The sequence below is a fragment of the Stenotrophomonas sp. AS1 genome, assembly GCF_048957655.1.
Lineage (GTDB): Bacteria > Pseudomonadota > Gammaproteobacteria > Xanthomonadales > Xanthomonadaceae > Stenotrophomonas > Stenotrophomonas bentonitica_A.
Genome location: NZ_JARVXM010000003.1, coordinates 17467 through 42608 on the forward strand (window position 1 = coordinate 17467; position 25142 = coordinate 42608).

Consider the following 25142-nt stretch of genomic DNA (forward strand, 5'->3'; position numbering starts at 1 on the left):
CTAGCCAATCCCTTGTTATGCGCTCATTTGGTTTATACACCGGACCGCGCATTGTTCAGTCATCCAGATGTGGAGGAACCCATGGCCGACCTGATTCCGCTGGCGCAGGCCCATTGCGTGCCGCGCAAAGGCAGCGACCACAAGCTCGGCACCGCCCGGGTCACCGAGCTGCTGGCCCAGATTCCCGGATGGGAGCTGGCCGAGGCCGGCCAGGCGCTGACCCGCACCTTCCGCTTCGACAACTACCACGGCACCATGGCCTTCGTGAACGCCCTGGCCTGGGTTGCCCATCGCGAAGACCACCACCCGGACCTGGGCGTGCATTACGACCGCGCCGTGGTGCGATTCTCCACCCATGATGTGGGTGGCCTGAGCGAAAACGACTTCATCTGCGCGGCGAAAGCCTCGGCCCTGACGGAGTAAGCCCATGAAACTGCAGTACATCGTGCTGTCCAGCCTTGCCGTGGCGGCCCTGGCCGGCTGCAACAAGACGCCCGAACAACCGGCCGCCCCGGTCGCGGCGCCCACGGAGGTCGCCGCGGTCAAGACGCCACCGCCGGAGTACCCCATCGAACTGGCGTGCCAGGGCATCGGCGGCACCAGTACGTTCAAGGTCACCATCGCCGCCGACGGCCAGCCCAGCCAGGTCCAGCTCGCCAGTGGCAGCGGCAACGCCCAGCTCGACGAGCAGGCGCAGAAGGCGGTCCAGGCCTGGCAGTTCAAGGCCGGCACCCGTGCCGGGCAGACGGTCTCGACCACGATCCAGGTACCGGTCAGCTTCAATCCGCCGCAGCCCAAGCCGGACGAGTGCTTCGCGATCGAAGAACGGCTGCGTCGCGGCGGCTGATCGCCGCAGGGTGTTGAGGTCAGCCGCCGCAAGCCGCGCATCATGGATCGTCAAGGCGCCCGTCGGATCGACGCGTCGCCACGCGCCCGGTGAACACCGCCCCCACGGAGCCCCGCATTTCAGCGGCCCGGTGGGGAGGTGGGGACCGCACGGCGCACTTTTCTCGTACAAGGACGCGTTGGCGGATGCCTGATATTTCCAGTGAAAACGTATGGATCGCCCTGGCGGTCACCCTGGCCGCCGGCCTGGCCACCGCGCTGGGCAGCCTGATGGTGCTGTTCTCGCGCCGCCCCAACCCGCGCCTGCTGGCGTTCGGGTTGGCGTTTGCCGGTGGCGCGATGGTCTTCGTCTCGCTGACGGAGATCCTCAACAAGGCCATCGATTCATTCACCCAGGCCTATGACGCCCGACTGGGCTTCGCCTACGGCACCGCGGCCTTCCTGGTCGGCGTGCTGCTGATCGTGGTGATCGACCACCTGATCCCGAACCCGCACGAGAGCCTGGACAAGCAGGACCCGCTGTTCCGCGACAACAACAAGGCCTACATCAAGCGGGTCGGCCTGCTGACCGCCGTGGCGATCACCGCACACAACTTCCCCGAGGGGCTGGCGACGTTCTTCGCCACCCTGGAGAGCCCCTCGGTCGGCATGCCGCTGGCCTTCGCCATCGCCATCCACAACATCCCCGAGGGCATCGCGATCGCGGTGCCGGTGTATTTCGCCACCCAGAACAAGTTCTATGCGTTCGGCGCCAGCCTGCTGTCCGGGCTGGCCGAGCCGATCGGTGCGGCGATCGGCTATGTCGCCCTGTCCGGGGTGCTCAACCATGCCACCTTCGGCTGGGTGTTCGGGATCATCTCCGGCGTGATGGTGTTCCTGGCCCTGGACGAACTGCTCCCGGCGGCCAAGCGCTACGCCAAGGGCCACGAAACCGTGTACGGCCTGGTGGCCGGCATGGGCAGCCTGGCGATCAGCCTGGTGCTGTTCAAGTGGTGATGCCGAGGGCTCCATCCCGGCAACTCCGGGCCCTTTCAACCGGGTAACGTCGGCGCAGGGTCCCACCGCCCGGTAGTGCCGGCCGCTGGCCGGCGCTTCCCGACGTCGGATGTCGATCGACACCGTGAAGAGCCGGCCAGCGGCCGGCACTACCTTTATCGGTCGGGATTGTGCAGAGCCGGCCAGCGGCCGGCACTACCCTTGTCGGTCGGCCTTATTTGAGCCGGTTCAAGACCTCGACCAGCTCCTCGGCCAGCGGCGCATTGATCAGATAAGGGGTTTTGCCCGCATCCAGCGCGAACTCCAGCGAGGCCGCGTGCAGGAACAGCCGTTTCAGGCCGATCTGCTCACGAAGCCGCTTGTTGACGTCCGGATCGCCGTATTTGTCGTCACCGGCCACCGGATGACCCAGATGCTGGGCATGCACGCGGATCTGGTGGGTCCGGCCGGTTTCGATCCGCACTTCGCAGTACGAATGGCCGCCCTTGCGCTCCAGCACCTTGAAGTGGCTGATCGACTCCTTGCCGATCGGATTGACCTGCACGTGGCGCTCGCCACCCTGGCGCAGGCCCACGTGCAGCGGGGCGTCCACGGTCATGGTGCCATCGGGCATGCGGCCGGCCAGCAGCGTCAGGTAGCGCTTGCGGATGCCGGCGCCGTGGTCTTCACGCAGCAGCGCCTGCAGCTCGCTCAGGGCCGAGCGCTTCTTGGCCACGATCAGCAGGCCGGAGGTATCCCGGTCCAGGCGATGGACCAGCTCCAGGGTCTTGCCCGGCCGCAGTGCGCGCAGGGTTTCGATGGCGCCGAAACTGATGCCGCTGCCGCCGTGACTGGCCACGCCCGACGGCTTGTTCAGCGCCAGCAGCCGATCGTCTTCGAACACGATGGCATCTTCCAGCCGCTTCATGAACGCGGCCGGCGGGCCAGCCTTGTCGCCCTCTTCGTTGAGACGGACGGGCGGCACCCGGACTTCGTCGCCGCCCTCCAGCTTGCGCTCGGCCTTGGCGCGGCCGCCATTGACGCGGACCTGGCCACTTCGCACGAGCTTGTAGATCAGGCTGCGCGGTGCACCCTTGAGCTGGCCGAGCAGGAAGTTGTCCAGGCGTTGCCCGGCACGGTCGGCCGGAACAGTGATGATACGTACGCTGGTCATGGCTTCAGCGGCTTTGGGGGTGGGCTCGGTAACGGTCATTGGCCTTTTATTCTGTTACACTCGGCGGGCGAGATAAGGGATTGATTTCGTTGGAAGTTGCTCTGGGCCAGAAGCCCGACTTCCCGCGATTCCGGCACAGTGCGCAGCCACCGCCCCCGGGGCGGCCATGTTAGCGGCTCACCGGCGGTCCCGGCCATCGCCGGATGTCTGACACACATTCGCGCTGAACATGTCCCTGTGGCGCTCCAGCCTGGCTGAAAGCTGCCTCCGGCCCAGTTACACCCAAACCAAAACAAATGAAGCGCTCCCGCGGCCTGCCGTGGTGTCGTAGCGCTGGAAACCCAAACCGCCCTCCCCGCGCATGCGCGATGGGCGGTGAAGCGTGACCAGAAGCGAAACCCCATGGCGTTCCGCGCGGTAGCAGCGCGCGAGGAACGCAAGAATGAAGCGAATGCTGATCAATGCCACGCAGGCTGAAGAGCTGCGGGTAGCCATCGTGGATGGCCAGACGCTGTACGACATCGACATCGAACAGCCGTCCAAGGAACAGAAGAAGTCGAACATCTACAAAGGCCGCATCACGCGCCTTGAGCCTTCACTGGAAGCGGCCTTCGTCGAGTACGGCGGTGAGCGCCATGGCTTCCTGCCGCTGAAGGAAATCTCCCGCGATTACTTCCAGGCTGGCGTCGACCACAACAAGGCCGGCATCCGCGAGCTGCTGCGTGAAGGCCAGGAAGTCGTGGTCCAAGTGGACAAGGAAGAGCGCGGCAACAAGGGCGCTGCCCTGACCACGTTCATCTCGCTGGCTGGCCGCTACATGGTCCTGATGCCGAACTCGCCGAGCGCCGGTGGCGTCTCGCGTCGCATCGAGGGCGAAGACCGTGCCGCGCTGAAAGACGCGCTGGACAAGCTGAACATCCCCGACGACATGGGCGTGATCATCCGCACCGCCGGCGTCGGCCGCGATGCCGAAGAGCTGCAGTGGGATCTGGATTACCTGCTGCAGGTGTGGAAGTCGATCGCCGAAGCGGCGCTGACCAAGCCGGCCTCGTTCCTGATCTACCAGGAATCGCGCCTGATCGTGCGCGCCCTGCGTGACTACCTGCGCGCCGATGTCGGCGAGATCCTGGTGGACACCGAGGAGCTGTACGAGACCGCCCAGGAGTTCATGCAGCAGGTGATGCCGCAGACCCTGCGCAAGCTCAAGCATTACAAGGACGACATCCCGCTGTTCAACCGCTTCCAGATCGAATCGCAGATCGAAGGCGCGTATGAACGCAACGTCCGCCTGCCGTCCGGCGGCTCGATCGTGGTCGACCAGACCGAAGCGCTGACCGCCATCGACGTGAACTCCTCGCGCGCCACCAAGGGCAGCGACATCGAGGACACCGCCTTCCAGACCAACCTGGAAGCGGCTGAAGAAGTGGCCCGCCAGCTGCGCCTGCGCGACCTGGGCGGCCTGGTGGTCATCGATTTCATCGACATGGCCTCCAACAAGCACCAGCGCGAAGTCGAGAACCGCCTGCAGAACGCGCTCAAGTACGACCGTGCGCGCGTGCAGCTGGGCCGCATTTCGCGCTTCGGCCTGATGGAAATGAGCCGCCAGCGCCTGCGCCCGAGCCTGGGCGAATCCAGCCAGATCGTCTGCCCGCGTTGCGATGGCCATGGCCGCATGCGCAGCGTCGAGTCGCTGTCGCTGTCCATCATCCGCGTGGCTGAAGAGCATGCGATGAAGGAGAACACCGGGCAGGTGCTGGTCCAGGCCCCGGTCGAGATCGCCAACTACCTGCTCAACGAAAAGCGCAGCGCGCTGCGTGAGATCGAACAGCGCCATGACGCGCCGATCGTGATCGTGGCCGATGAGCAGCTGCACACCCCGCATTACGAAGTGACCCGCCTGCGCGAGAACGAGCTGGGCGAAGAGAGCGGCAAGCCGAGCTACCAGCGCGGCACCCCGCGCAAGCTGCCCGTGCATGCACTGACCAAGGCCCAGCTGAACATCCCGGTCGCCCCGGTGGTGACCCAGGTCAAGCACAGCCAGCCGGCCCCGGTGCGTGAAGCCCCGGAACCGGTGGCCGCACCGGCCCCGGTCGCCGCCCCTGTTGCCGCCCCGGCCGCCACCGGCGTGGTGGGTTGGCTCAAGCGCATCTTCGGTGGCGAACCGGCCCCGGCCGCCGCACCGCAGCCGAGCAGCCGCCCGGGCCAGGACGGCAACCGCAACGGTCGCAACAAGGACCGCAACGGCAAGGACCGCAACGGCCGCCGCGATGAGCGTGGCGAGCGCGGCGGTAACGGCAATGCGCAGGCGCAGGGCCGTGGCAAGGACCGTGGTGAGCGTGGCGAGCGCGGCCCGAAGGGCGAGCGTCGTGACGAGCGCCGCCAGGACACCGCCGCACCGGCCAATGGCAACGCAGCACAGGTGCAGGCGCCCAGCCAGGGCAAGCCGCGCAACGAGCAGCAGCCGGCCAAGCCGCGCAATGAAGCGCGCAATGACCAGCAGCAGCCGAAGCTGAAGCAGAAGCAGGGCCAGAACGGCCAGGCCAAGCCCCAGCAGAATGACGGCGACAAGCCGGCCGTGAGCGAAAAGCCCGCGCGCCAGCCGCAGGCCGATGCACCCAAGCCGACCACCGCTGCCCCGGTCGCCGCCGATGCCGCGGTGATCGCCGCCGCTGCCGTGGTCGCCACCGATACTGCTGCATCGGCTGCCCACGCGCAGGACGCGACCAAGGCCGTTGTGGCCGAGGATGCGCAGGCTGCAGTGAGCGAGGCCACCGAACAGGGTGACGCCCCGGCCAACGCCGAAGACGGTACCGGCGAAGGCGCTTCGCGTCGTCGTCGTGGTCGTCGCGGTGGCCGTCGTCGTCGTCGTGGCAACGGTGAGCAGGCCGCCGGCAGCGATGGCCTCAATGGTGACGAGAACGGTCTGGATGACGAGGGCGACGATCAGGATGGCGATCAGGACGGCGACACCGCCGCCCCGGCCGAGCGCCAGGTCGCCAACCATGGTCAGCCGCAGCCGGAGTTCGAGTTCGACGACGAATCCGGCAACGCGCCGGCCGCCACCCCTGCCCCGGTCCAGGCCCCGCGCCCGGCTCCGGCAGCCGCTGTCGCCGCTGCCGCTCCGGTGGCGGTGGTCAGCAGCCCGGTCGTGACGGCGGGCCACACCGAGCCGACTCCGGCGCCGGTGGCAGCACCGGTCGCCGAAAAGGCACCGACCCCGGTCGTTGAAAAGGCCGCTGCCCCGGCAGCCGAACCGGTCGCCGAGAAGGCCCCGGCCTCCTACAACGACCCGGTGCCGTTCGTGGAAAGCCCGAAGCCGACCCCGGCCGCTGCGCAGCCGGCTGCACCGGTGGAAGCACCGCGTGTGGTTGAACCGGTGGCTGCTCCGGCGGCTCCGGCTCCGGTGGCTGCTCCGGTGGCTCCGGCTCCGGTGGCTGCTCCGGCAGCTCCGGCCCCGGTCGCTGCTCCGGTGGCTCCGGCCCCGGTGGTTGCTCCGGCGGCTCCGGCTCCGGTGGCTGCTCCGGCAGCTCCGGCTCCGGTCGCTGCTCCGTCGGCCCCGGTCGTCGAGACCGCCCCGGAAGAAGTGAAGGAGCCGACCGCCGCGCCGGTGCAGACCAGCATGCTGGATGCCGTCGATGCGACCCAGGCCCCGGCACAGCCGGCAGCCCCGCAGGCCCGCACCGAATCGGCCCCGGCCGGCCCGGTCGTGCATAACGGTCAGCTGTTCGGTGCGACCGCCAGCGAAGCCCCGGCCACCACCAATGCCGCCGAACAGGCCGCCCAGGCCGAGGCCCGCGAGGACATCCCCACCGATGCCCCGCAGGCCGATGAAGGCGACAAGGCTGACCAGGAAAAGAAAGACACGCTCTGATCCTGGGTGAGTGACGCAACAAACAGACAGCGGCCTTCGGGCCGCTGTCTGCGTTTGGGCGGTTGGATGGCGGAGCCAGCGGCGCCGGTCAGGCAGTCATGATGGCGGCGTTGAGCGTATCCACGCACGGCGTGGATCTACACAGGCCGTGGGATGCAGCAAGGGTAGATCCACGCCATGCGTGGATCCCGGATCGGTCGCATCAAGGGCAGATCCACGTCATCCGTGGAGGCAGCCGGTAGCGCGCTACACCATCACCGACGACGCGGCGCGCGCCTCAGGGCGTCGTCGCGCCGGCGTTGCCGGTACCCGGCGCGAACTGCAGCCGGGTCCACACGCCGTAGTGATCCGAGGCCCAGCGGCCATCAGCGTACGGCTGATCGAACAGGAGCTTCGCTTCGCGGGCAAGCAGGCGATCCTGCTGGAAGAAGATATGGTCGATGCGCGATGGCGCATCGTAGTAATGCCGGTTGAGCGTGCTGACCTGGGCCAGCTCGTTGTTGACGTGCACGCTGCCGTAGCTGTCGCCGTAGTGATTGCGCAGCTCGCTCAGGTCACCTGCATCCACCAGCGCGTTGAAGTCCCCGGCCACGACCACCGGCGCATCACCTGCGGTCTGCGCGATGAACGTCAGCAGATCGGCCACCTGCTCGCCGCGGATGCGGCTGCCCACCTCGTCCGAGCGCTCGTTCAAGTGCGTGGCATAGACGTTGACCGGCCGACCGTCCACATCGATGCGCAGATGCGCCACGGTGCGGTAGTCGTTGATCGGTGCCAAGAGGTGGTCGTTGCGCGTCAGCACCGGGCGCCGGGTCAGCAGTGCATTGCCATAGCGCTTGAACCGCCCCGGCGGATCGGTGGAAACGAACTGGTACTCATAGCCCAGCTTGCGCGCCAGCCACGCGGCCTGGTTGCGCACATGGGGCTTCTGGATCACCTCCTGCAACGCGATCGCATCGGGCTGCAGGGTCTGCAGCTCACGCAGGATCACCTGGCGGCGGGCCGGCCAGTTTTCGCGGTCGTGGTGCAGGTTGAAGGTGACCATGGTCATCTCCTGCGTGGCCCCTGTCCCGTTGGCCTGCGCCATCGCGACCACCGGCGCGAACGCCAGCACGGCGGCCAGCAGGCCGCGCCTCAACTTCGTCATCTGCCGCATTACGGTGCCTTGCGTTCCGCCCGGCGTACCGATGCCGGAATTTCGATCTCGACTTTGGCCGGCACCTGCATCACCCGCAGCTCGCCGCCCACCCATTGCGCTGGTTCACCGTTGATGGTGGTGGCGCCCGGCTCGCCGCTGTACGGCCATGGCAACACCACGCCACCGGCGGGCGGAATCAGGCCGGCCGACACGGTCAGGGTGAGCTGTTTGTCATTGCGGACCAGTGCGTAGTTGAGCTGACCGTTCGGCGTACGCAGGCCCTGCACGCCGACCCCCTTGCCTTCCAGCCAACGCGACGGCACCCCGGCGGCCAGCACCAGGCTGTCGTCGATGTCGCGGCTGTAGGCGAACATGTCCAGCGCGGAGCGCACGAAGTCCGAGGCCACCCAGGCGTGTGGCAGGTCGCCCAGGAAGAACGGCTTGCGCGGCGTGCGCGAGACCACTTCGGCCCACTGGTTCCAGGGCTGCGGCGCGCGGTCTTTGAAGAAAAACTCGGTCGCCTGCCAGGCGCGGTCGCGCCAGCCCAGGCGCACGAACGCAGCCACGTTGCGCCACTCGTACGGGGTGTAGTCCTTCCACTCGCGCTTGCCATCACGACGCGCTTCGAACTCGCTCCAGTAGCGCTCGAAGGTGTTGTTCAAGTACGGCTGCGGCAGGCGCCCCTGCTCACCGGCAGGGGCCAGTGCGATGGTGGTCGAGGTCGCGTCGAAATCGCCCAGCTCGGCCGAACCGGGCAGGTAGTCGATGCTGTGCTGCGCGGTCGCTGCCAGCAACGAGGCCTGCAGGTCGTCACGGAACTGATCGCGCGACTCGCTGATCTGCATTGCCTCGGCCTTGCCCAGGGTGCTGGCGATGATCGCGGCATCCTTGTAGCCACGCAGCGCCCAGAAGTTGTCCCAGTAGGAATGCATCGGCTTGGCCGAATAGCCCTCGTGGCTGATCGAGACCGGCATCATTCCGTAGAAGGCTGGGTTGCGGGCGCGGTTTTCCTCGGTGCGCTCGCTCAGGCGCAGCTGCTCCATGTACTGGTAGGCGCCCTGCACGTGCGGCCACATCACTTCCAGGAAGGTGGTGTCGCCGGTGTAGCGCCAGTATTCGGCGATGTTGAAGATCAGCTCGCCGTGGCTGTCGTTCTCCGGCACCGGATCGCTGCCGCGCGAGTCCACGCAGCACGGCACCTTGCCGTTGTCGAACTGGTACGGCGCGTACCAGTTCACGTACTGGCGCACCGCATCACTACGGCCCATGCGCAGCAGGCCCTCGGAAATCATCGCGCCGTCGCGGATCCAGCTGCGCGAGTACGAGCGCGTGCCCGGCTGGATGCTCGGCCCGATCCGCGAGATCAGCATGTGCGCCAGCGCGGTGCGCAGGGTATCGGCCAGCGGCTTGCCGGCGGCCGGCACCTGCAGCGTCACCTGGTCCAGCTTGGTCCGCCACATCGAGGCGACCTGCTGTTGCGCCTTGGCGGCATCAAAGGCCTTGGGCATCGTCCAGTTGCCGGTCTGCGGCAGCACGATGGCGACCTCCCGGCTCTGGCCGGGCTCCAGTTTCCAGCGGTACAGCAGCGCGCCGGAGGCCAGGCCGGTGCCGTCCTTCACTTCGGTGGTGCCCGGCAGCTTGCCGCTGGCCAGGTGGACCACGTCCAGCTTGCTGTCGAAGGCGGTGGCGAAGGCCGCATCCGGCGCCTGCGCCGGATACAGGCGCGGCTTGCCGTTGACGTCCACATGGGTCGGGTCGACCGACAGGTTGTCGATCCGGCTCACACCGCCAACGGTGTTGAGGAACTGGGTCGGCGGGTTGACCTGCCACGGGCGCACCGCCAGGGCCAGGGTGTACTCGTGGGCGACCTTGTCCGGGTTGCGCAGGGTGTAACGCCCGACCAGCTGCGCATTGTCCGGCGTGCCCTGCACGAAGCCGGTGACCTGCAGGCCGGCCTTGTCGTGGGTCCAGCCGACATTGGCGATCGGCAGGTAATCATCCTGCAGCGACTGGCTCGTCTTGACGTCGGCCCAGCTCAGCAGCTTGTTGTCCACCAGCACGAACGGCTCCACGCTGAAGCTGGACTTGGCCACTTCCAGCGCACCGTCTTCGCCGATCAGGGCCTGTTCGCGACCGCCATCCAGGCCCAGCAGCGTCCAGTACGGTTGTTCACCGGTGAAGCCACGCGGCACCGAACCGCGCGGCAGGTCGGCGCCCACCGAGCGGACGAAATCATTCGGGGTGTCGGCGAACTCGAGCGGCTTGAGCGTGATGTCACGGATGCCGTAGCGCCAGCTCGGGCCGCCCTTGAGGTCGAAGCGCAGATAGCGCGCCTCGGTATCCGGCAGCGCCAGCCAGTCGCGGCCACCGCCGCCGGCGGTCACCTCGCGGCGCGTGTCCCAGCTGCGCCCGTCGGCCGAGGAGCGCACTTCATATCGCGTGGCCTCCAGCCCGGGCAGCCACTCGATCACCGCCCCGCCGAACTCACGCACCTTGTGCAGGTCCAGGGTGATGGTCTGCTCGGCCACGCCGCCGCTGATCCAGACCGTGTCCGGTTTGCCATCGACGATGCGGTTCTGCAGCGCGGTGGCGGTATCGGCGATCACCGATGGGCTCAGCGAAGAGGTATCGGCCGCCGGCAGTCCCTGCAGCGTGAGCCGGTCGAAACAGACCGTGCCCTTGCCGCCGACCTTGCTGTAGATGGTGAACTCGATCGCGGCGCTGCGCTTGAGCGTCGGGTCCGTTTCCGGCCCCCAGGCCTTGTCGATCTGGCGCTTGCGGTACTGCACCGGTGCCCAGGCCTTGGGGAAGGCATAGCCGGGCCGGTTGACCCACCAGACGTTGTCGCCGCTGGCGTCGATCAGCTTGAACTGCAGATCGTTGGCCGGGGAGTCACCGCGCAGCTGGAAGCCGAACTGGTAGTTCTCCGGGTACTGGATGCCCAGCTCGCGGCGGATGCCGACGTAGCCGGACACGTTGTGGAAGTCGTAGTCCAGGCAGAGCGCGCGCCCGCCGCCGTTGCCGGCGACGCTGCGCAGCGAGCCGCTGACCTGGTCGGAGACGACCAGCTTCCAGGGCGTCATGTCGTCGAAGCTGTCCAGCACCTTGGGTGCGGGCAGCACCGGCGTCGCCGGCGGTGCGGCCGAGGCCGCCAGTGACCAGACCAGACCCAGACCCACCGCGACGACGGCATGCTTCACCCTTTGACACTCCCCAGCAACAGACCTTGGATGTAATAACGCTGCAATGCCAGGAACAGCAGCAGCACCGGAACCACCGTGACCACCGCGCCGGCCATCATCATCTCAACGTCCATGATGTGCTCGCGCGAGAGCGTGGCCAGGGCCACCGGGAGAGTGTAGTGCTCCTGGTCGGTCAACACGATCAAGGGCCACATGAAATCGTTCCACGCGGCCATGAAGGTGAAGATCGACAGCGTCACCAGCACCGGCTTGAGCATCGGCAGCACGATCTGGAAGAAGATCCGCAGCTCCCCTGCCCCGTCGATCCGGGCCGCTTCGAGCAGCTCGTCCGGGATCGAACGGGCGTACTGGCGGACCAGGAAGATGCCGAACACGGTCGCCAGCGCCGGCACGATCACGCCACCGAAGTTGTTGACCAGGCCCAGCTGCTTCATCAGCAGGAACAGCGGCAGCATCGCCACCTGCGCCGGGATCACCAGCGCGGCCAGCAGCAGCTGGAAGATGCGCTCGCGGCCGGCGAAGCGCAGCTTGGCGAAGGCATAGCCGGCCATGGTGTTGAGCAGCAGCGAGCCGAAGGTGATCGCCAGCGACACCATCAGGCTGTTGACGAAGTTGTTGGCCATGCCGGTACGGGCGAACAACTCATGGTAGTTCGCGGTCGTCAGCGACGAGGGCAGCAGCGGCGGCGGGAAATGCGCCGCCTCGCCGGTCGGCATGAACGACACCGACAGCATCCACAACAGCGGCGCCAGGCTCAGCGCGGCCAGCACCAGCAGGCCACCATTGACCCACCAGGCGTGCCAGCGCGATTGACCGATTTCACGACTCATACCAACTGCCTCTTGCGGCCGAAACGCAGCATGATGCTGGTCACGCCCAGGATGATCAGGAACAGCAGGAACGCCACCGCGGAGGCGCGGCCCAGGTTCCACCACTTGAAGCCTTCTTCAAACATGAAGTACAGCACGCTGACGGTGCTCTGCAGTGGGTCGCCACGGGTCATCACGTAGGGCTCGGCGAACAGCTGGAAATAGCCGGACACGGTGATCACGCCGACCACCAGCAGCACCGGGCCGAGCATCGGCAGGGTGATGTGCAGGAACTGCTTCCAGCGCGAGGCGCCGTCGATCCGGGCCGCCTCGTACAGGTCATGCGGGATCGCCTGCAGGCCGGCCAGGAAGATCACCATGTTGTAGCCGAAGTTCTTCCACACCGCGAACAGCATGATGGTCGGCATCGCCCAGTTCGGGTCGCCCAGCCAGTCGATCGGGCTGATGCCCAGGTGGCCCAGGCCGTAGTTCACCAGGCCGTAGCTGGTGTGGAACAGGTAGCGCCAGATCACCGCCACCGCCACCAGGGTGGTCACCACCGGGGCGAACAGTGCGGTGCGGAACAGCGCCTTGAAGCGCGCGGCCGGGGCGTTGAGCAGGATCGCCGCGCCCAGCGACACCGCGATCGACATCGGCACACCGACGATCACGAAGTAGGTGGTGTTCCACAGCGACTTCCAGAACATCGGGGTCTGCAGCAGGTCGATGTAGTTGCCCAGGCCGACGAAGCGCAGGTTCTCGCCGTCGGCCAGCGCGTACAGATCGAAATCGGTGATGCTCAGGGCCAGTGCCGAGAACACCGGCAGGCCGAAGAACACCGCGATGACCAGGATGGCCGGGCCGGCGAACATCCAGCCGGCAAGCGAACGCTGCTTCATGGCGCCGCCTCCGTGGCGACCGCGCTGGAGTGCTGCTTGTCGCTCACCCCGGAGGCGTCGCGCCGGTGCTGCTCATGCATCCAACGGCGTTTGGCGAGGACCTTGTCCACGCGTTTGTCCAGTTCTTTCACTGCCACGTCCTGATCCATGCCACCACGCACCACCTGTTCGGTGATGATCCGCATTTCCTGCACGATGCGCTCCCACTCCAGCACCTTCGGCGTGGGCTTGACCCGCTCGAGCTGGTCGCGGAAGGGCTGCGCCAACGGGTCGTTGGCCAGCGAGGGGTAATCCCAGGTGCTGCGCCGGGGCGGCAGGTCACCGATGATCGAATGGAAGCGTTCCTGGATCGCCGGGCGCGACAGGAACTCGATCAGCTTCCACGACGCTTCCTTCTGCTGCGAGGAGCGGAAGATCACCAGGCTGGTTCCACCGGCGATGCCGGCGCCGGCGCCGTCCGGGCCCGGCAGCGCAGCGGTGCCCCACTGCCCTTCCAGCGCCTTGGGCTGCAGCTTCTTGAACTCGCGGATGTTCCAGGGGCCGGACACGTAGAACACGTTGAAGCCACGGAAGAATTCATCCCAGACGTTGGAGATCTGCGTCTCGGACATGCGCGGGGCCCAGCCCTGCGCGAACATGTTCTCGTAGAAGCCCAGCGTCCTGCGGAAGCCGGGGCTGCTGAAGTTGCCGCGGGTATCATCATCGCGCAGCAGCGGGTCCGGCTGCTGCAGGGCGAAGGACAGCTGCTGCTCGAACTCGTTGATCGGCATCAACACGGCATAGCGGTTCGCGCCCTGCATCTTCTTGATCGCCGCCATCATCGCGTTCCACTCCTCCCAGGTGCGCGGCGGATGGTCATAACCGGCCTTGGCGAGCATGTCCTTGCGGTAATACAGCAGGCGGGTATCGACGTACCACGGCACGCCGACCAGTTCGTCATGGATGACGTTGGTATCCCAGATGCCCTGGAAGTAATCGGCCGGGTCCACGACCTTGGACTGCGCAACGTAGGGCTGCAGCGGGGTCAGGGTATTGAGCTCGGCGAATTCGGGAATCCAGGTATTGCCCAACTGGCACACATCCGGCAGGCCGTCGGCCGCGAACGCGGTCAACAGCTTTTCATGCGCGGCCGTCCACGGGATGTTCTGCACATCCACATGGATACCCGGGTTTTCCGCCTCGAACTCACGGATCAGGCCGGTGACGACTTCGGCCTCGCGGCCCATCGCCCAGAAACGCACGGTCACGCCTTCCGGTTCTTTTCGGCAGGCACTCAACAACAGGCTGCCGACCAGCAGCAGCAACAGACTCAACCCCAGCTTCGGGCGCGACGACGATGGCACTGCTTACTTCCCCTGCTGCTGGTTGCGGTTCGAATTGGAATTGTTCTTCTGTTCCTGGGCGGCTGCCGCGCGCGATTCGGCGATGCCGACCGAGCGGGCCGAGGCCGCCTTTTCATCTTTCTGCAGTTCCATCGGCTGGTCCTCGCCTTCCGGCGTCAGCCAGCCACCGCTGAAGCCGGCGCGCTCCAGACCCTTGCGGATATGCGCGTTCTTCTTCATCACGTTCCAGACGAAATCGTTCCGGTAGTTGGCGATCATGGTCAGGATCGGGCCTTGGTCGATGCCGATGTAATCGCTGGCCACCCAGCCGCGATCCGGGACCAGGCGACCGGTCTTGATCGGGATGTCGTAGTTGAAGCTCGGGTTGAACGAATCCAGGAACCCGTAGCTGGAGTAGATGTAATCGCCGTAGCGCTTGTGCATCTCCACCGCGGCCGGGATCACCTCTTCCGGAGCGAACACGATCGAGGAGATCGCGGCGGTCGGCGCGATGGTGCCGTCATCGAAATTCTCGCGCAGGCCCGCGCCGCGCGAGGAGTAATGGCGGAACTGGCGCTGCTCGCCGCGGTATTCCTGGGTGGTGTTCTGCGGGCCGTCGCTGGCGGTCAGGCCCCACACGTTCTGGCCGTAATCCTTCCAGTTCATCGGGTTGGCGATCGCGTATTCGCGCTGCGCCAGGGCGGCCGAGCGGCTGTTGAGGAAGTAGGTGCTGCCCCGCTCGCGCATGTAGGCATCCTGGATGTCGCGGAAGTCCACCCACACGTGCGTGTACTGGTGGCCGAACAGCGGGCCGAAGGACAGGTATTCCTGGCCCTGGTAGACGCCCCAGTCGTTGTCGTAGGTGCGCGTCCAGACCGTCCAGGCGTCCGGGCTGACCGGGTGGGTCGGCGAGCCGAGCGCGAGGATGTAGACCATCATCGCCTCGTTGTAGCCCATCCAGTCGTGATCGATGAAGCCGCTCTCCGGGAACCAGCCCATCGAGATCAGCGGTGCGCGCTGCTGCAGCCAGGGCCAGTCCACGCGCTTGTAGAGCGTGTCGGCGATCTCGCGGATCTCTTTCTCGCGCGCGTCGTCACCGTCGTAATAAGACTGTGCGAACAGCACGCCCATCATCAGCAGCGCGGTATCCACGCTGGAGAGCTCCACCCAGCTGTCGTAGCGGCGGCCTTCCTGCATGTCCAGGAAGTGGTAGTAGAAGCCCTTGTAACCGGCCTTGCCGGTGCGCTGCGGGCCCATCGGCAGGTCGCGGAAATACTTCAGCGTCAGCAGGGTGCGGTCGATCGCCTGGGTGCGGCTGACCCAGCCGTTCTCGATGCCGATCGGATACGCGGTCAGCGCATAGCCCACCGAGGCGATGCTCGCGAACGGGCGCGACGGGTAACGGTCCGGGCTGAGCCCGTTGACCTCGTTGGTGGTATCCCAGAAGAACTGGAAGGTGCGGCGCTCGATATCGTCGAACAGCGGCGGCAGTTCCGGCTTCATCGGCCGCGGCGGCACATCCGCCTCGACCAGGATCACGGGCGGCTTGGGCTTGGCCGGCTCCTGCTGGGCCTGCGGCTGACAGGCAACGGCGGCGACGCTGATCGCCGCAGCGGTCAACAGGTGGCGTGCCTGCATGGGCCAACTCCTTCTACGGTGTTCGTGACTGGGAAGCATAACGTCCAATGACCTGAAATCGTTTACAGAACGCCGCTTAAAAAAACCACGCGTGCGTGGTCCGAACAAGCGGGTCATTGCCCAGGCCGCTGCCACCCTCCGTGGCAGCGGCCTGGACAATGGACTGGCCCGAAGGCCAGCCATTGCCATGAAACCGGCCCCGTCCGAAGACGGGGCCGTTGTTGCATCAGAAGCGGAAGCCGACTTCTGCCTTGACCTGACGCGGCGTACCGATGATGTCGCCGGTCTCGTTGTAGCTGGCCTGCAGCTTGCCGTTGGTCTTGACGTAGTTGTAGGTCGAGAAGTTGTCGAAGTTGAACACGTTGATGATGTCGATACGAGCGTACAGCTCGGTCTCGCCCGGCATCTTGAACGTCTTCGTCGCCTGCAGATCGACCGAACGGTAGCCGAAGATCTTGCCACCCAGCAGGAACTTGCCATTGGCATTGGGCACGGCTGCCTGCGGGGTCGGCAGGTTGTAGCCACTGGCCTGCGGCACCGGGTACCAGTCGTTGACGGCGGTCGGGGTAGCCAGGGTGACCTTGCCACCGAAGGTGATGCCCCAGAAGCCCGCGTACGAACCGGTGACCACCAGGCGGTGGCGCGGCGCGCCGTTGGAACGGATGGTCGGATAATCTTCGATCAGGCCGCGGTCGAACGCGTACTTCTCGTTGATGTCACGGTTGTGGCGCGCGGTGGTCCAGGTGTAGGCCACCGAGGTGCCCCAGCCGCTTTCCTGGGTGAACGGCTTCTGCGCCGACAGCAGGACCTGGGTCGCACGGGTCTTGATGCCCTGCTGGCCGATGATCAGGCTGCCGAAGCCCGGCACGTTGCAGCTCCAGGCCTGGCTCAGGCCCGGGTCGGTGCCGCCGCACAGGCGCGGGTCATCGAAGAACTGGCCGGTCGGGTAACGGTTGCCCAGGGTGAAGGCGAAGCCGTCGTAGCTCAGGGTGCGGGAAATGGTGGCATCGGTCAGCCACTCACCGACCTGGTTGCTCATGCCGAAGCTGAACTGGTCCGAGTACGGCACCTTGAGGTTGTTGTTCAGCAGATCGACTTCCAGGCCGGCGTTGCTGGTCGAACCGACCAGGGCCTGCAGGTTGCCGATGCCGTTGAGCAGGTTCGGGTTCCAGTCATAGCAGGCGGCCTGGCCGTCGATGCAGGTGCCGGTGGCCGGGTTGCGGAAGTAGATGGTCGGCTGCGGCAGGGCCAGCTTGGTGGTTTCCAGTTGCAGGTTGTCGAACAGATCGCGGTCATACGAACGACCGGCACCACCGTGGAACACGTGCTGCTCGTCGGCGTTGACGTCATACGAGAAGCCCAGGCGCGGCTGCCAGGCATCCTTGAACGCCTTGCGGTTGTGGCCGTTGCTGATGTAGTCGCCGATGTTCAGGCCGCCCAGCGCCAGCGAATCGGCGTAGGTCTGGCCCGCGGCCGCGCGCGGATCCTGCGAATAGATCGCGTCGACCACCTGCTGCGGGGTCACGAAGTCCAGGTAGGACGGGGTCTTCTCGTAGTCCCAACGCAGGCCGAGGTTCAGCTGCAGATGGTCGTTGACCTGCCAGTCGTCCTGGATGAACAGGCCGATCTGCTTGGACTTCGAGCGCACTTCGCCCGACACGCCCGACACGCCGGTCACCGGCTTGACGAACTGCGCCTTGTACGGAATGGAAGACGGGAAGTCCGGATCACCCAGGCTGTAGGTGAAGGTCGGATTGATCTGCGCGGCATCGGATGCGTACAGATCGATCTGCTTGTACTTGGCGCCCATCTTGATGGTGTGGTCACCCTGCCACTCGATGCCGTCCAGGGTGAGGTTGTCTTCGATCGACCAGCCCTTCTGGCCCTTCACCTGCGAATCCAGCGCCGATGCGCCACCGATCTTCACCACGGTGCGGTCTTCGGTGCCGTCCGGTGCGGTGTAGGTGATGCCGTTGGCCAGGGTCAGCGGGGTCGGGTTGTTGAACGAATCTTCGTGGGTGACCATCAGTTCGTTGTAGTAACGCTCGCCGCTGTGGTTCCAGCGCAGGGCGTAACGACGGTCGGTGTTGACCACTTCACGGCCGGCTTCCGGCGAGGTCTGGCCGCTGAACTGCGACTGGGTTTCATCGCGGTCCTGGAAGGTCAGCTCGATGCGATCGTTGTCGGTCGGCTCGAAGTCGATCTTGCCGAAGATCAGATCCTGCTGGAACGGCTGGCTGGCCGGGCCGAGGCCGGCGGCGCCTTCCGGCGGAAGCAGGGCGGCAGCGCGGCCAACCGCGCCGTCCGGCGCGATGGTGACCGGCAGGTCGAAGCGCTTGGCTTCGTAGGTCACGAAGAAGTGCGCCTTGTCCTGGATGATCGGGCCACCCAATGCAAAACCGTATTCCTTCTCGGCCGATGCCTCTTTGCTCTGGCCAGCCTGGCGCTCGGCCGGGGTCTTGGCGCGCATGTCTTCGTTGGTGTAACGGTAGAAGGTTTCACCCTTGAACTCGTTGGTACCGGACTTGGTGGCCGCGGTCACGGCCGCGCTCGACACCTGGCCGTATTCGGCCTTGTAGTTGCCGCTGATGACCTTGTATTCGCCGATCGCCAGCTGCGGGAACGGGTTGCCGGCGCTGCCGGACTGGCCGGCCACGCCGCCGCCCTTGACGTAGCTCTTCTGGCCCACGCCGTCGATGTAGACGTTGGTGCCGTCGGAGTTGGTGGCACCGCCGCGCAGCGAGGTGTTGCCCTTGGCATCACGGGTGAAGATCAGGCCCGGGACCGCGTCGGCGAATTCCAGGAAGTTGCGCGACACCTGCGGGGTGGTCTGGATCTGCTGCAGGCTGACGGTCTTGCCCACTTCGGAGGTACGCACTTCCTGCAGCAGGGTCGGTGCAATGACGTTGACCGTGTCCAGGTTGGTGGCGTTGGCGGTGCCGCCGTTGGCCGGCGCGCCGCTGAAGTTCAGGGTCGCGGTGGAGGCCACGGTGACCGTCACCTTCTGCGTCTGGCCATTGGCCACGACGTTGTAGGTGCCCGGGTCCAGGCCCATCAGCGAGTAGCTGCCATCGGCACGGGTGGTGGCGCGGCGCACGGTGCCGCTGGCCACGTTGGTGGCGGTGACTTCGGTGCCGGCGGCAGCCTCGGCGACCTGGCCGCGCAGCGACGAGGTGGCCGACTGCGCCATCACGCTCGGGGCGGCGCCCAGCATCAGGCAGGTGACCAGCGCGCTGGACAACAGACTGCGTGCGGGCGCGCGGTTGCGGTGATTGGAATACGTCATGTAACTCTCCGGGTGGTGGTGGCCGTCTTTGCGGCCCCTGTCGTTTTATGTGGTGCGTTTTTTTAGGGCGTCACGACCAACGGTCGTGACCTACTGCTCGGTTCTGGCTCTGCTCGAATCACGCACGATCAGGGTCGGTACAAGCGTCTGCTTGTCGCCGGCCCCTTCTGTGTTGTTGCCATCCATCAACTGCAGCAGGCGCGTCGCGGCCTTATCGCCGAGGTCGGCGATACTCACCTGCATCGTTGTCAACGATGGGTGAACGAAACGTGCCAGCGGAATGTCATCGAACCCCGCCAACGCGACATCGAACGGGACACGGACGCCTGCCTGCGCGAACGCATACAGACACCCCAGCGCCATCATGTCGTTGGCGGCGAACACCGCGTCGGGCAGCGTGCCGGCTGCCAGCAACTCCTGTCCGGCGCGATGGCCGGAAGCTTCGTCAAAGTCACCGGGCAACTCGATCCCTTCGGCAGCATCGCCGAAGGCCGCCAGCGCATCGCGGAAACCGCGCAGGCGCTCACGGGCGTCGTAGTTGAGGTCCGGACCGGAAATGAAGGCGATGCGCCGATGCCCGACGTCCAACAGGTGGCGGGTCATGGCCATCGCGCCGGCATGGTCATCGATGCTCAGCACCGGATGATCCTGCTCGGGCAGATACGTGTTGATCAGCACCGTGGGCAACGACTGCGGCAGGTTGTCGGTCAGGAAGCCCGGGCTCTCGGCATACGGCGAGAGCACCAGCAACCCGTCGACACGGCCGCGCATGGCCCGCAGGGCCGCGCCCTGCTGCTCCTGGTCACCGTGGTAACTGGACACGAGCAGATGCTGGCGACGCTCGCGGGCCACCCCATCGATGCCGCGCATCAGTTCGGAGAAGAATTCGCCATAGAGATCGGGCAACACCACGCCAATGGTGTTGGTCCGTCGGCTGCTCAGGCTCCGGGCCGCTGCGTGCGGGGTGTAGCGCAGTCGCGCCGCCACCTCCAGCACCAGCTTGCGCACGGGCTCGGCAACATTTTCATGGCCATTGAGTGCGCGCGAGACCGTGGCAACAGAGACACGGGCTTCACGGGCGACATCTTTGATAGTGATCGCTGCCTTGTTCACTTCGCCGCCCTCCACGGCTTAGAGATCTGGGCTTGGCGCGGAATGTAAGCGTTTTCAAACCCGGATGTAAACACTACGTTAGCCTCATGTCGTACGGCGGTAACCAAAAGCTGTCCATGGCGGCCCTATCCGGGACCTACCAGGACAAGGCGGGACAAGGGTTTCAGCGGTTTTTGACCGGTGTCTCGGCGCGAATGGACAACGCGTGGATATCGGTCTCCATCATCGTCCCCAGGGCCGCATAGACGGCCCGATGGCGCGCCAGCGGGAGCTTTCCTTCGAAGGCTGCGCTGACCACGTGCACCTTGAAGTGCCCCCGACCATCACGCGCGCCCTCGTGGCCGGCATGGCGATGACTGTCGTCCTTGACCTCCAGCAGCTCCGGATCCAGCGCCTGCTGCAGCGCCTCGCGGATACGCTCGACCCGGTTCATGGCAGGACCTTGCGGAACGGACGCACCTGGACGCGCACGTAGACGCCCGCCTCCACATAGGGATCGGCGGCGGCCCAGTCCTGGGCGTGGGTCAGCGAATCGAACGCGGCGATCACCACGCTGCCGCTGAAGCCGGCCGGGCCGGGATCTTCGCTGTCGATGGCCGGGCACGGGCCGGCCAGCAGCAGCCGGCCTTCATCCTGCAGGGCCTGCAGCCGGGCCAGATGGGCCGGGCGCGACGCCAGACGGGCGGCCAGCACATCGGTGCCGTCATAGCCTTCAATCACATACCACACGGGCAACTCCGAGGTCTTGTTGAATCGATCCCGCGCATTCTAGCGGGGCTGGCTGGACACTGGCGCCCCAACCCCGTAGTCTTAGCTCCATTGCACGTGGCTGGACGCAGCGCCCCGTCGGCCCCCGGCTCCACCGCCAGCCGACGACCGATCCACTGCCCCACACCAGCACACGTAGACGACCTCCCCGTAGTTCTGTCGCTGCCCATCGCGGCGCGCCTTGCTGTTTGAAGTGTGGAACCGCGCCGACCCAGGCGTGTCATGGCTTGCCATCCTGCCGCCCGGGACCGTTCCGGACGCTGGCATGGTGCGGCGACCGGTCCGTTGCAATACTGACGTCTATTTGATGACTGCCGAACTCGCGCCCGACGCGAACCCGCCAACCCGAGTGCCCGCCCCACAGCAGCAGGAAATGCCGCTGGCCGTGGTGCATGGACAGCCGGTCCTGCAGATCCCGCAGGACCTGTACATCCCACCGGACGCGCTGGAAGTCATCCTGGATGCCTTCGAAGGTCCACTGGACCTGCTGCTGTACCTGATCCGCCGGCAGAACCTGGACATCCTGGACATCCCGGTGGCCGAGATCACCCGCCAGTACGTCGAGTACATCAACGTCATGCAGGAGCTGCGCTTCGAACTGGCGGCCGAATACCTGGTGATGGCGGCGATCCTGGCCGAAGTGAAGTCGCGGATGCTGCTGCCGCGGCCGCCCAGCATCGAGGGCGAGGAAGCCGATCCACGCGCCGAGCTGGTGCGCCGGCTGCAGGAGTACGAACGTTTCAAGCAGGCCGCCGAAGGCATCGACAGCCTGCCCCGCCAGGACCGCGACACCACCGTGGCCCACGCCTTCGTCCCCGACCGCGCGGCCGTCAAGCTGCCGCCGCCGGTGGATCTGAAGGAAATGCTGATGGCGCTGCACGACGTGCTCAAGCGCGCCGAGCTGTTCACCGGCCACGCGATCAAACGCGAGGCACTGAGCGTGCGCCAGCGGATGGGCGACGTGCTGGGTCGTCTGGAAGACGGCAGGTTCTACCGGTTTGAAACGCTGTTCACCGCCGAAGAAGGCAAGCTGGGGGTGCTGGTCACCTTCCTGGCCCTGCTCGAACTGGCCAAGGAACAGCTGCTGGACATCGTCCAGGAAGCTCCGCTGGCGCCGATCTACGTCAAGTCCCTGGCCGCCGGCAACACCAACGAACCGCTGCAGTTCAACAGTGAGTTCGACGACAACGACGCCGCCAACGAATCCGACTGAGCACCCGACCCACGTATGGATCAACCGCTGATCAACCGTATTGTCGAAGGCGCCCTGCTGGCCGCCAGCGAGCCGTTGACGCTGGCGCAGCTGCAGGGTCTGTTCCCGGAAGAGGAACCGGCACCGCCGGGCAGCATCGAACGCGCGCTGGAACTGCTGCGCGAGGGCTGCCAGGATCGCGGCGTGGAACTGGTCGAGGTGGCCTCCGGCTTCCGCTTCCAGGTCACCAGCGAGGTGCACGGTTACATCACCCGGCTGTGGACCGAACGCAAGACCCGCTACACCCGCGCCACCCTGGAAACGCTGGCCCTGATCGCCTACCGCCAGCCGATCACCCGCGGCGAGATCGAACAGGTCCGCGGCGTGGCGGTCAGCAGCAACATCATCCAGGCCCTGGAAGAGCGTGAATGGATCCGCGTGATCGGCCACCGCGACGTGCCCGGCAAGCCGGCGCTGTTCGGCACCACCAAGGGCTTCCTGGATTATTTCGGCCTCAAGCGCCTGGACGAACTGCCGCCGCTGTCCGAGCTGCGCGACCTGGGTGAGCTGGAACCGCAGCTGCCGCTGGACAGCGAAGGCCAGCCGGCCGGCCGCCTGCCCGCAGGCGCGGCGACACCGGATGCGGCGCTGGACAGCGACGCGGCCAACGACGACGACGCCCCGGCGCCGACGGACCCTGCGGAGCCGCTGGATCCTGCAGCGCCGGTGGATCCTGCAGACCCGGTGGACCCGGCCGCCGCCCGCCTGGCCGCCCGCGTGGCGCTGGCCTCGGCGCGGCTGGCGGAGCAGCCGGCAGATCCGGACAATAGCGAAGCTTCCGCCGATGCGGACGCTTCGGACACCCCATCCCATGCGCCGTTGTCGCCTGCCGACGACGACGCGGATACGACCGCCAGCGATGGCGAACCCGATACCGCGCCGGGAGAGCGCGCGGCGCCCCAGAACGAAACCGAAAACAACGCCGTCGCGAAGACGACCGTGGCTGTTGACGAAGCCGATCCCGAACCAGAGGCCGACGCATCCGTTGCCGGCCGGAGCCAAGTAAATGAGTGACACCCCCCGCAAGCCGTCGTTGAACAAGCTTTCGCTCAAGCGCGAAACCGCCTCCGAACAGCCCAAGCTCGAAGAGCGCCTGCACAAAGTGCTGGCGCAGGCAGGCCTGGGTTCGCGCCGCGCGCTGGAACAGCGCATCGCCGATGGCCTGGTCAAGGTCAACGGCGAGGTCGCGCAGACCGGCCAGTCGATCAAGAGCGGCGACAAAGTCGAACTGGACGGCCGTGGCTTCGTGGCCACCGCGCTGACCGAAACGTCGCGCGTGCTGGCCTACAACAAGCCGGAAGGCGAAGTGACCACGCGCGAAGATCCCGAAGGTCGCCCGACCGTGTTCGAAGCGCTGCCTGCCCTGAAGGGCGCGCGCTGGATCGCGATCGGCCGCCTGGACATCAACACCACCGGCCTGCTGCTGGCGACCACCGATGGTGAGCTGGCCAACGCGATGATGCATCCCTCCTACGAGGTCGAGCGCGAATACGTGGTGCGCGTGCGTGCCCCGGAAGGCGAAGAGAAGGTGCCGGACAGCATCGTCGACCGCCTCGCCCGTGGCGTCGCGCTGGAAGACGGCCCGGCCAAGTTCGACGAGATCGAACGCATCGGCGGCACCGACTCGCACGACTGGTTCCGCGTGGTCGTCAAGGAAGGCCGCAACCGCGAAGTGCGCCGCCTGTGGGAATCGCAGGGCTGCCAGGTCAGCCGCCTGAAGCGCACCCGCTACGGCAAGGTGAGCCTGCCGCGCGAACTGCTGCGTGGCCAGTCGGTCGAACTGCCGGCCAAGCAGGTCGAAGCGCTGCGCGCCGAACTGAAGCTGGAAGAAGGCGCGCCGTCGGCGCTGACCCTGCAGCCGGTGATCGGCCAGCGCCGCGCCGCCAAGACCACTGTGCGCGTCTCGCGCGAGGGTGGCCGTGGCAACGCCTACGTCAACGGCCACAACTCGGCCGATGAAGGCCGCGAACTGCGTCGTTTCGACAACGTGCGCGAAGAGCGCGGCCGTGGCCGCGGCGGCAAGGGCGGCGGCTTCAAGGGTGGCCTGACGGTCAGCGGCGAAGCAGCAGCCAAGCAGTCGCAGCGCCCGTTCAAGGCGCGCCCGGACAAGGGCAACCGTGCGCTGCCGGAAGGCAACCCGGCCGCGTTCCGCAGCTGGTATGTGCCCGACGGTGTCAGCACCGGCCCGAGCGGCCACCGCAATGCCGGCCCGGGCGCTGCCCGTGGCCCGGGTGCGCGCGGTCCGGGTGCCGGCGCAGGCGCCGGCGGCCAGGGCCGTCCGTACGGCAAGCCGAAGGGTCCGGGTGGCGCAGGCGGCCCGGGTCGCGGCAGCTACGGTGGCGGCGCTGAAGGCCGCGGCGGTTATGCCGGCGGTGGCGAAAGCCGTGGCGGTTATGGCGGCCAGGGCCGTCCGGCCGGTCCGGGCGGCGGTGGCAACCGCGGCGCCCAGGGTGGCCAGGGTCCGTCCCGCCATCCGTATGGCCATCCGGGCAATGCGCCGAGCTTCCCGTCCGACCACGCCAATCCGGGCGCCAGCCCGTACGGCAGCGCGCGCCCGGCGGGCAACCGCGGTCCGGGTGGTCCGGGTGGCAACCGTGGCCCGGGCGGCGCCAATGCGCGCGGTCCTGGCGGCAATCGCGGCCCCGGTGGTCCGGGCGGCAACCGGGGCCCGGCTGGTCGCGGTCCGGGCGGCCCGGGCGGTCGTCCCGGCGGCAACCGTGGCCCGGGCGGCGGCGGTCACCGTGGTGGCGGCCCGCGCGGCGGCTGATCAGTGACACAAAAAAACCCCGGCTTCGGCCGGGGTTTTTTGTTGGGTCCGCGCGGGCGGCGATCAACCCGGTCGTGTAGA

18 protein-coding genes are annotated in these 25142 nt (G+C 66.8%); 7 read left to right on the forward strand and 11 right to left on the reverse strand.

Annotated elements, in window-relative coordinates:
- The first annotated feature begins 81 nt into the window (after nucleotides 1–81).
- The 3 genes from PV764_RS04340 to zupT all read left to right on the forward strand — a co-directional run bounded on the left by PV764_RS04340 (nucleotide 82) and on the right by zupT (nucleotide 1842).
- The gene (locus tag PV764_RS04340; RefSeq protein ID WP_019182889.1) at nucleotides 82–423 is read left to right on the forward strand and encodes a 4a-hydroxytetrahydrobiopterin dehydratase; all 342 of its coding nucleotides are present in this window, start codon (nucleotides 82–84) and stop codon (nucleotides 421–423) included.
- 4 nt (nucleotides 424–427) lie between these two features.
- The gene (locus PV764_RS04345) at nucleotides 428–847 is read left to right on the forward strand and encodes an energy transducer TonB (protein ID WP_019182888.1); all 420 of its coding nucleotides are present in this window, start codon (nucleotides 428–430) and stop codon (nucleotides 845–847) included.
- 185 nt (nucleotides 848–1032) lie between these two features.
- Nucleotides 1033–1842 (forward strand): zinc transporter ZupT, encoded by an 810-nt coding sequence (gene zupT, locus PV764_RS04350; RefSeq protein WP_019182887.1) that lies wholly within the window; start codon nucleotides 1033–1035, stop codon nucleotides 1840–1842.
- Nucleotides 1843–2056: 214 nt separating this feature from the next.
- Here zupT and PV764_RS04355 read toward each other — a convergent pair whose 3' ends face one another.
- The gene (locus tag PV764_RS04355) at nucleotides 2057–3034 is read right to left on the reverse strand and encodes an RluA family pseudouridine synthase (RefSeq protein WP_026069733.1); all 978 of its coding nucleotides are present in this window, start codon (nucleotides 3032–3034) and stop codon (nucleotides 2057–2059) included.
- Between the two features lie 403 nt (nucleotides 3035–3437).
- Here PV764_RS04355 and PV764_RS04360 point away from each other — a divergent pair, with 403 nt between their 5' ends.
- Nucleotides 3438–6866: an Rne/Rng family ribonuclease gene (locus tag PV764_RS04360; RefSeq protein ID WP_284129039.1), complete on the forward strand. Its 3429-nt coding sequence runs from the start codon at nucleotides 3438–3440 to the stop codon at nucleotides 6864–6866.
- Between the two features lie 277 nt (nucleotides 6867–7143).
- Here PV764_RS04360 and PV764_RS04365 read toward each other — a convergent pair whose 3' ends face one another.
- The 10 genes from PV764_RS04365 to PV764_RS04410 all read right to left on the reverse strand — a co-directional run bounded on the left by PV764_RS04365 (nucleotide 7144) and on the right by PV764_RS04410 (nucleotide 21003).
- Nucleotides 7144–8022, reverse strand: a complete 879-nt coding sequence (locus tag PV764_RS04365) for an endonuclease/exonuclease/phosphatase family protein (protein WP_019182884.1) — start codon at nucleotides 8020–8022, stop codon at nucleotides 7144–7146.
- Nucleotides 8022–11204: a discoidin domain-containing protein gene (locus tag PV764_RS04370; protein ID WP_261996995.1), complete on the reverse strand. Its 3183-nt coding sequence runs from the start codon at nucleotides 11202–11204 to the stop codon at nucleotides 8022–8024. Before PV764_RS04370 ends, PV764_RS04365 begins: the two co-directional genes overlap by 1 nt.
- Nucleotides 11201–12037 (reverse strand): carbohydrate ABC transporter permease, encoded by an 837-nt coding sequence (locus PV764_RS04375; protein WP_019182882.1) that lies wholly within the window; start codon nucleotides 12035–12037, stop codon nucleotides 11201–11203. Before PV764_RS04375 ends, PV764_RS04370 begins: the two co-directional genes overlap by 4 nt.
- Nucleotides 12034–12915: a carbohydrate ABC transporter permease gene (locus PV764_RS04380; RefSeq protein ID WP_019182881.1), complete on the reverse strand. Its 882-nt coding sequence runs from the start codon at nucleotides 12913–12915 to the stop codon at nucleotides 12034–12036. The genes PV764_RS04375 and PV764_RS04380 overlap by 4 nt, the downstream gene beginning before the upstream one ends.
- Nucleotides 12912–14228, reverse strand: coding sequence for a sugar ABC transporter substrate-binding protein (locus PV764_RS04385; RefSeq protein ID WP_421116234.1), 1317 nt, complete (start codon nucleotides 14226–14228; stop codon nucleotides 12912–12914). Before PV764_RS04385 ends, PV764_RS04380 begins: the two co-directional genes overlap by 4 nt.
- A 33-nt stretch (nucleotides 14229–14261) precedes the next feature.
- A complete protein-coding gene (locus PV764_RS04390; RefSeq protein WP_019182879.1) occupies nucleotides 14262–15875 on the reverse strand; it encodes a glucoamylase family protein in 1614 nt (537 codons plus the stop codon).
- Nucleotides 15876–16101: 226 nt separating this feature from the next.
- Complete coding sequence (locus tag PV764_RS04395; protein ID WP_019182878.1) at nucleotides 16102–19161, reverse strand: TonB-dependent receptor; 3060 nt, start codon at nucleotides 19159–19161, stop codon at nucleotides 16102–16104.
- 90 nt (nucleotides 19162–19251) lie between these two features.
- A complete protein-coding gene (locus PV764_RS04400) occupies nucleotides 19252–20289 on the reverse strand; it encodes a LacI family DNA-binding transcriptional regulator (protein WP_019182877.1) in 1038 nt (345 codons plus the stop codon).
- Nucleotides 20290–20437: 148 nt separating this feature from the next.
- Nucleotides 20438–20707 (reverse strand): BolA family protein, encoded by a 270-nt coding sequence (locus PV764_RS04405; protein WP_070470362.1) that lies wholly within the window; start codon nucleotides 20705–20707, stop codon nucleotides 20438–20440.
- On the reverse strand, nucleotides 20704–21003 hold the full coding sequence (locus PV764_RS04410; protein ID WP_019182875.1) for a YciI family protein: 300 nt from the start codon (nucleotides 21001–21003) through the stop codon (nucleotides 20704–20706). Before PV764_RS04410 ends, PV764_RS04405 begins: the two co-directional genes overlap by 4 nt.
- Before the next feature lie 346 nt (nucleotides 21004–21349).
- On the opposite strand from PV764_RS04410, the gene PV764_RS04415 reads away from it, so the two are divergent.
- The 3 genes from PV764_RS04415 to PV764_RS04425 are packed head-to-tail and all read left to right on the forward strand — an operon-like array spanning nucleotide 21350 to nucleotide 25061.
- On the forward strand, nucleotides 21350–22255 hold the full coding sequence (locus PV764_RS04415) for a segregation and condensation protein A (protein WP_421116235.1): 906 nt from the start codon (nucleotides 21350–21352) through the stop codon (nucleotides 22253–22255).
- A 15-nt stretch (nucleotides 22256–22270) separates the two neighbouring features.
- A complete protein-coding gene (scpB, locus tag PV764_RS04420; RefSeq protein ID WP_019182873.1) occupies nucleotides 22271–23308 on the forward strand; it encodes an SMC-Scp complex subunit ScpB in 1038 nt (345 codons plus the stop codon).
- On the forward strand, nucleotides 23301–25061 hold the full coding sequence (locus PV764_RS04425) for a pseudouridine synthase (protein ID WP_421116236.1): 1761 nt from the start codon (nucleotides 23301–23303) through the stop codon (nucleotides 25059–25061). Before scpB ends, PV764_RS04425 begins: the two co-directional genes overlap by 8 nt.
- Nucleotides 25062–25142 lie beyond the last annotated feature (81 nt).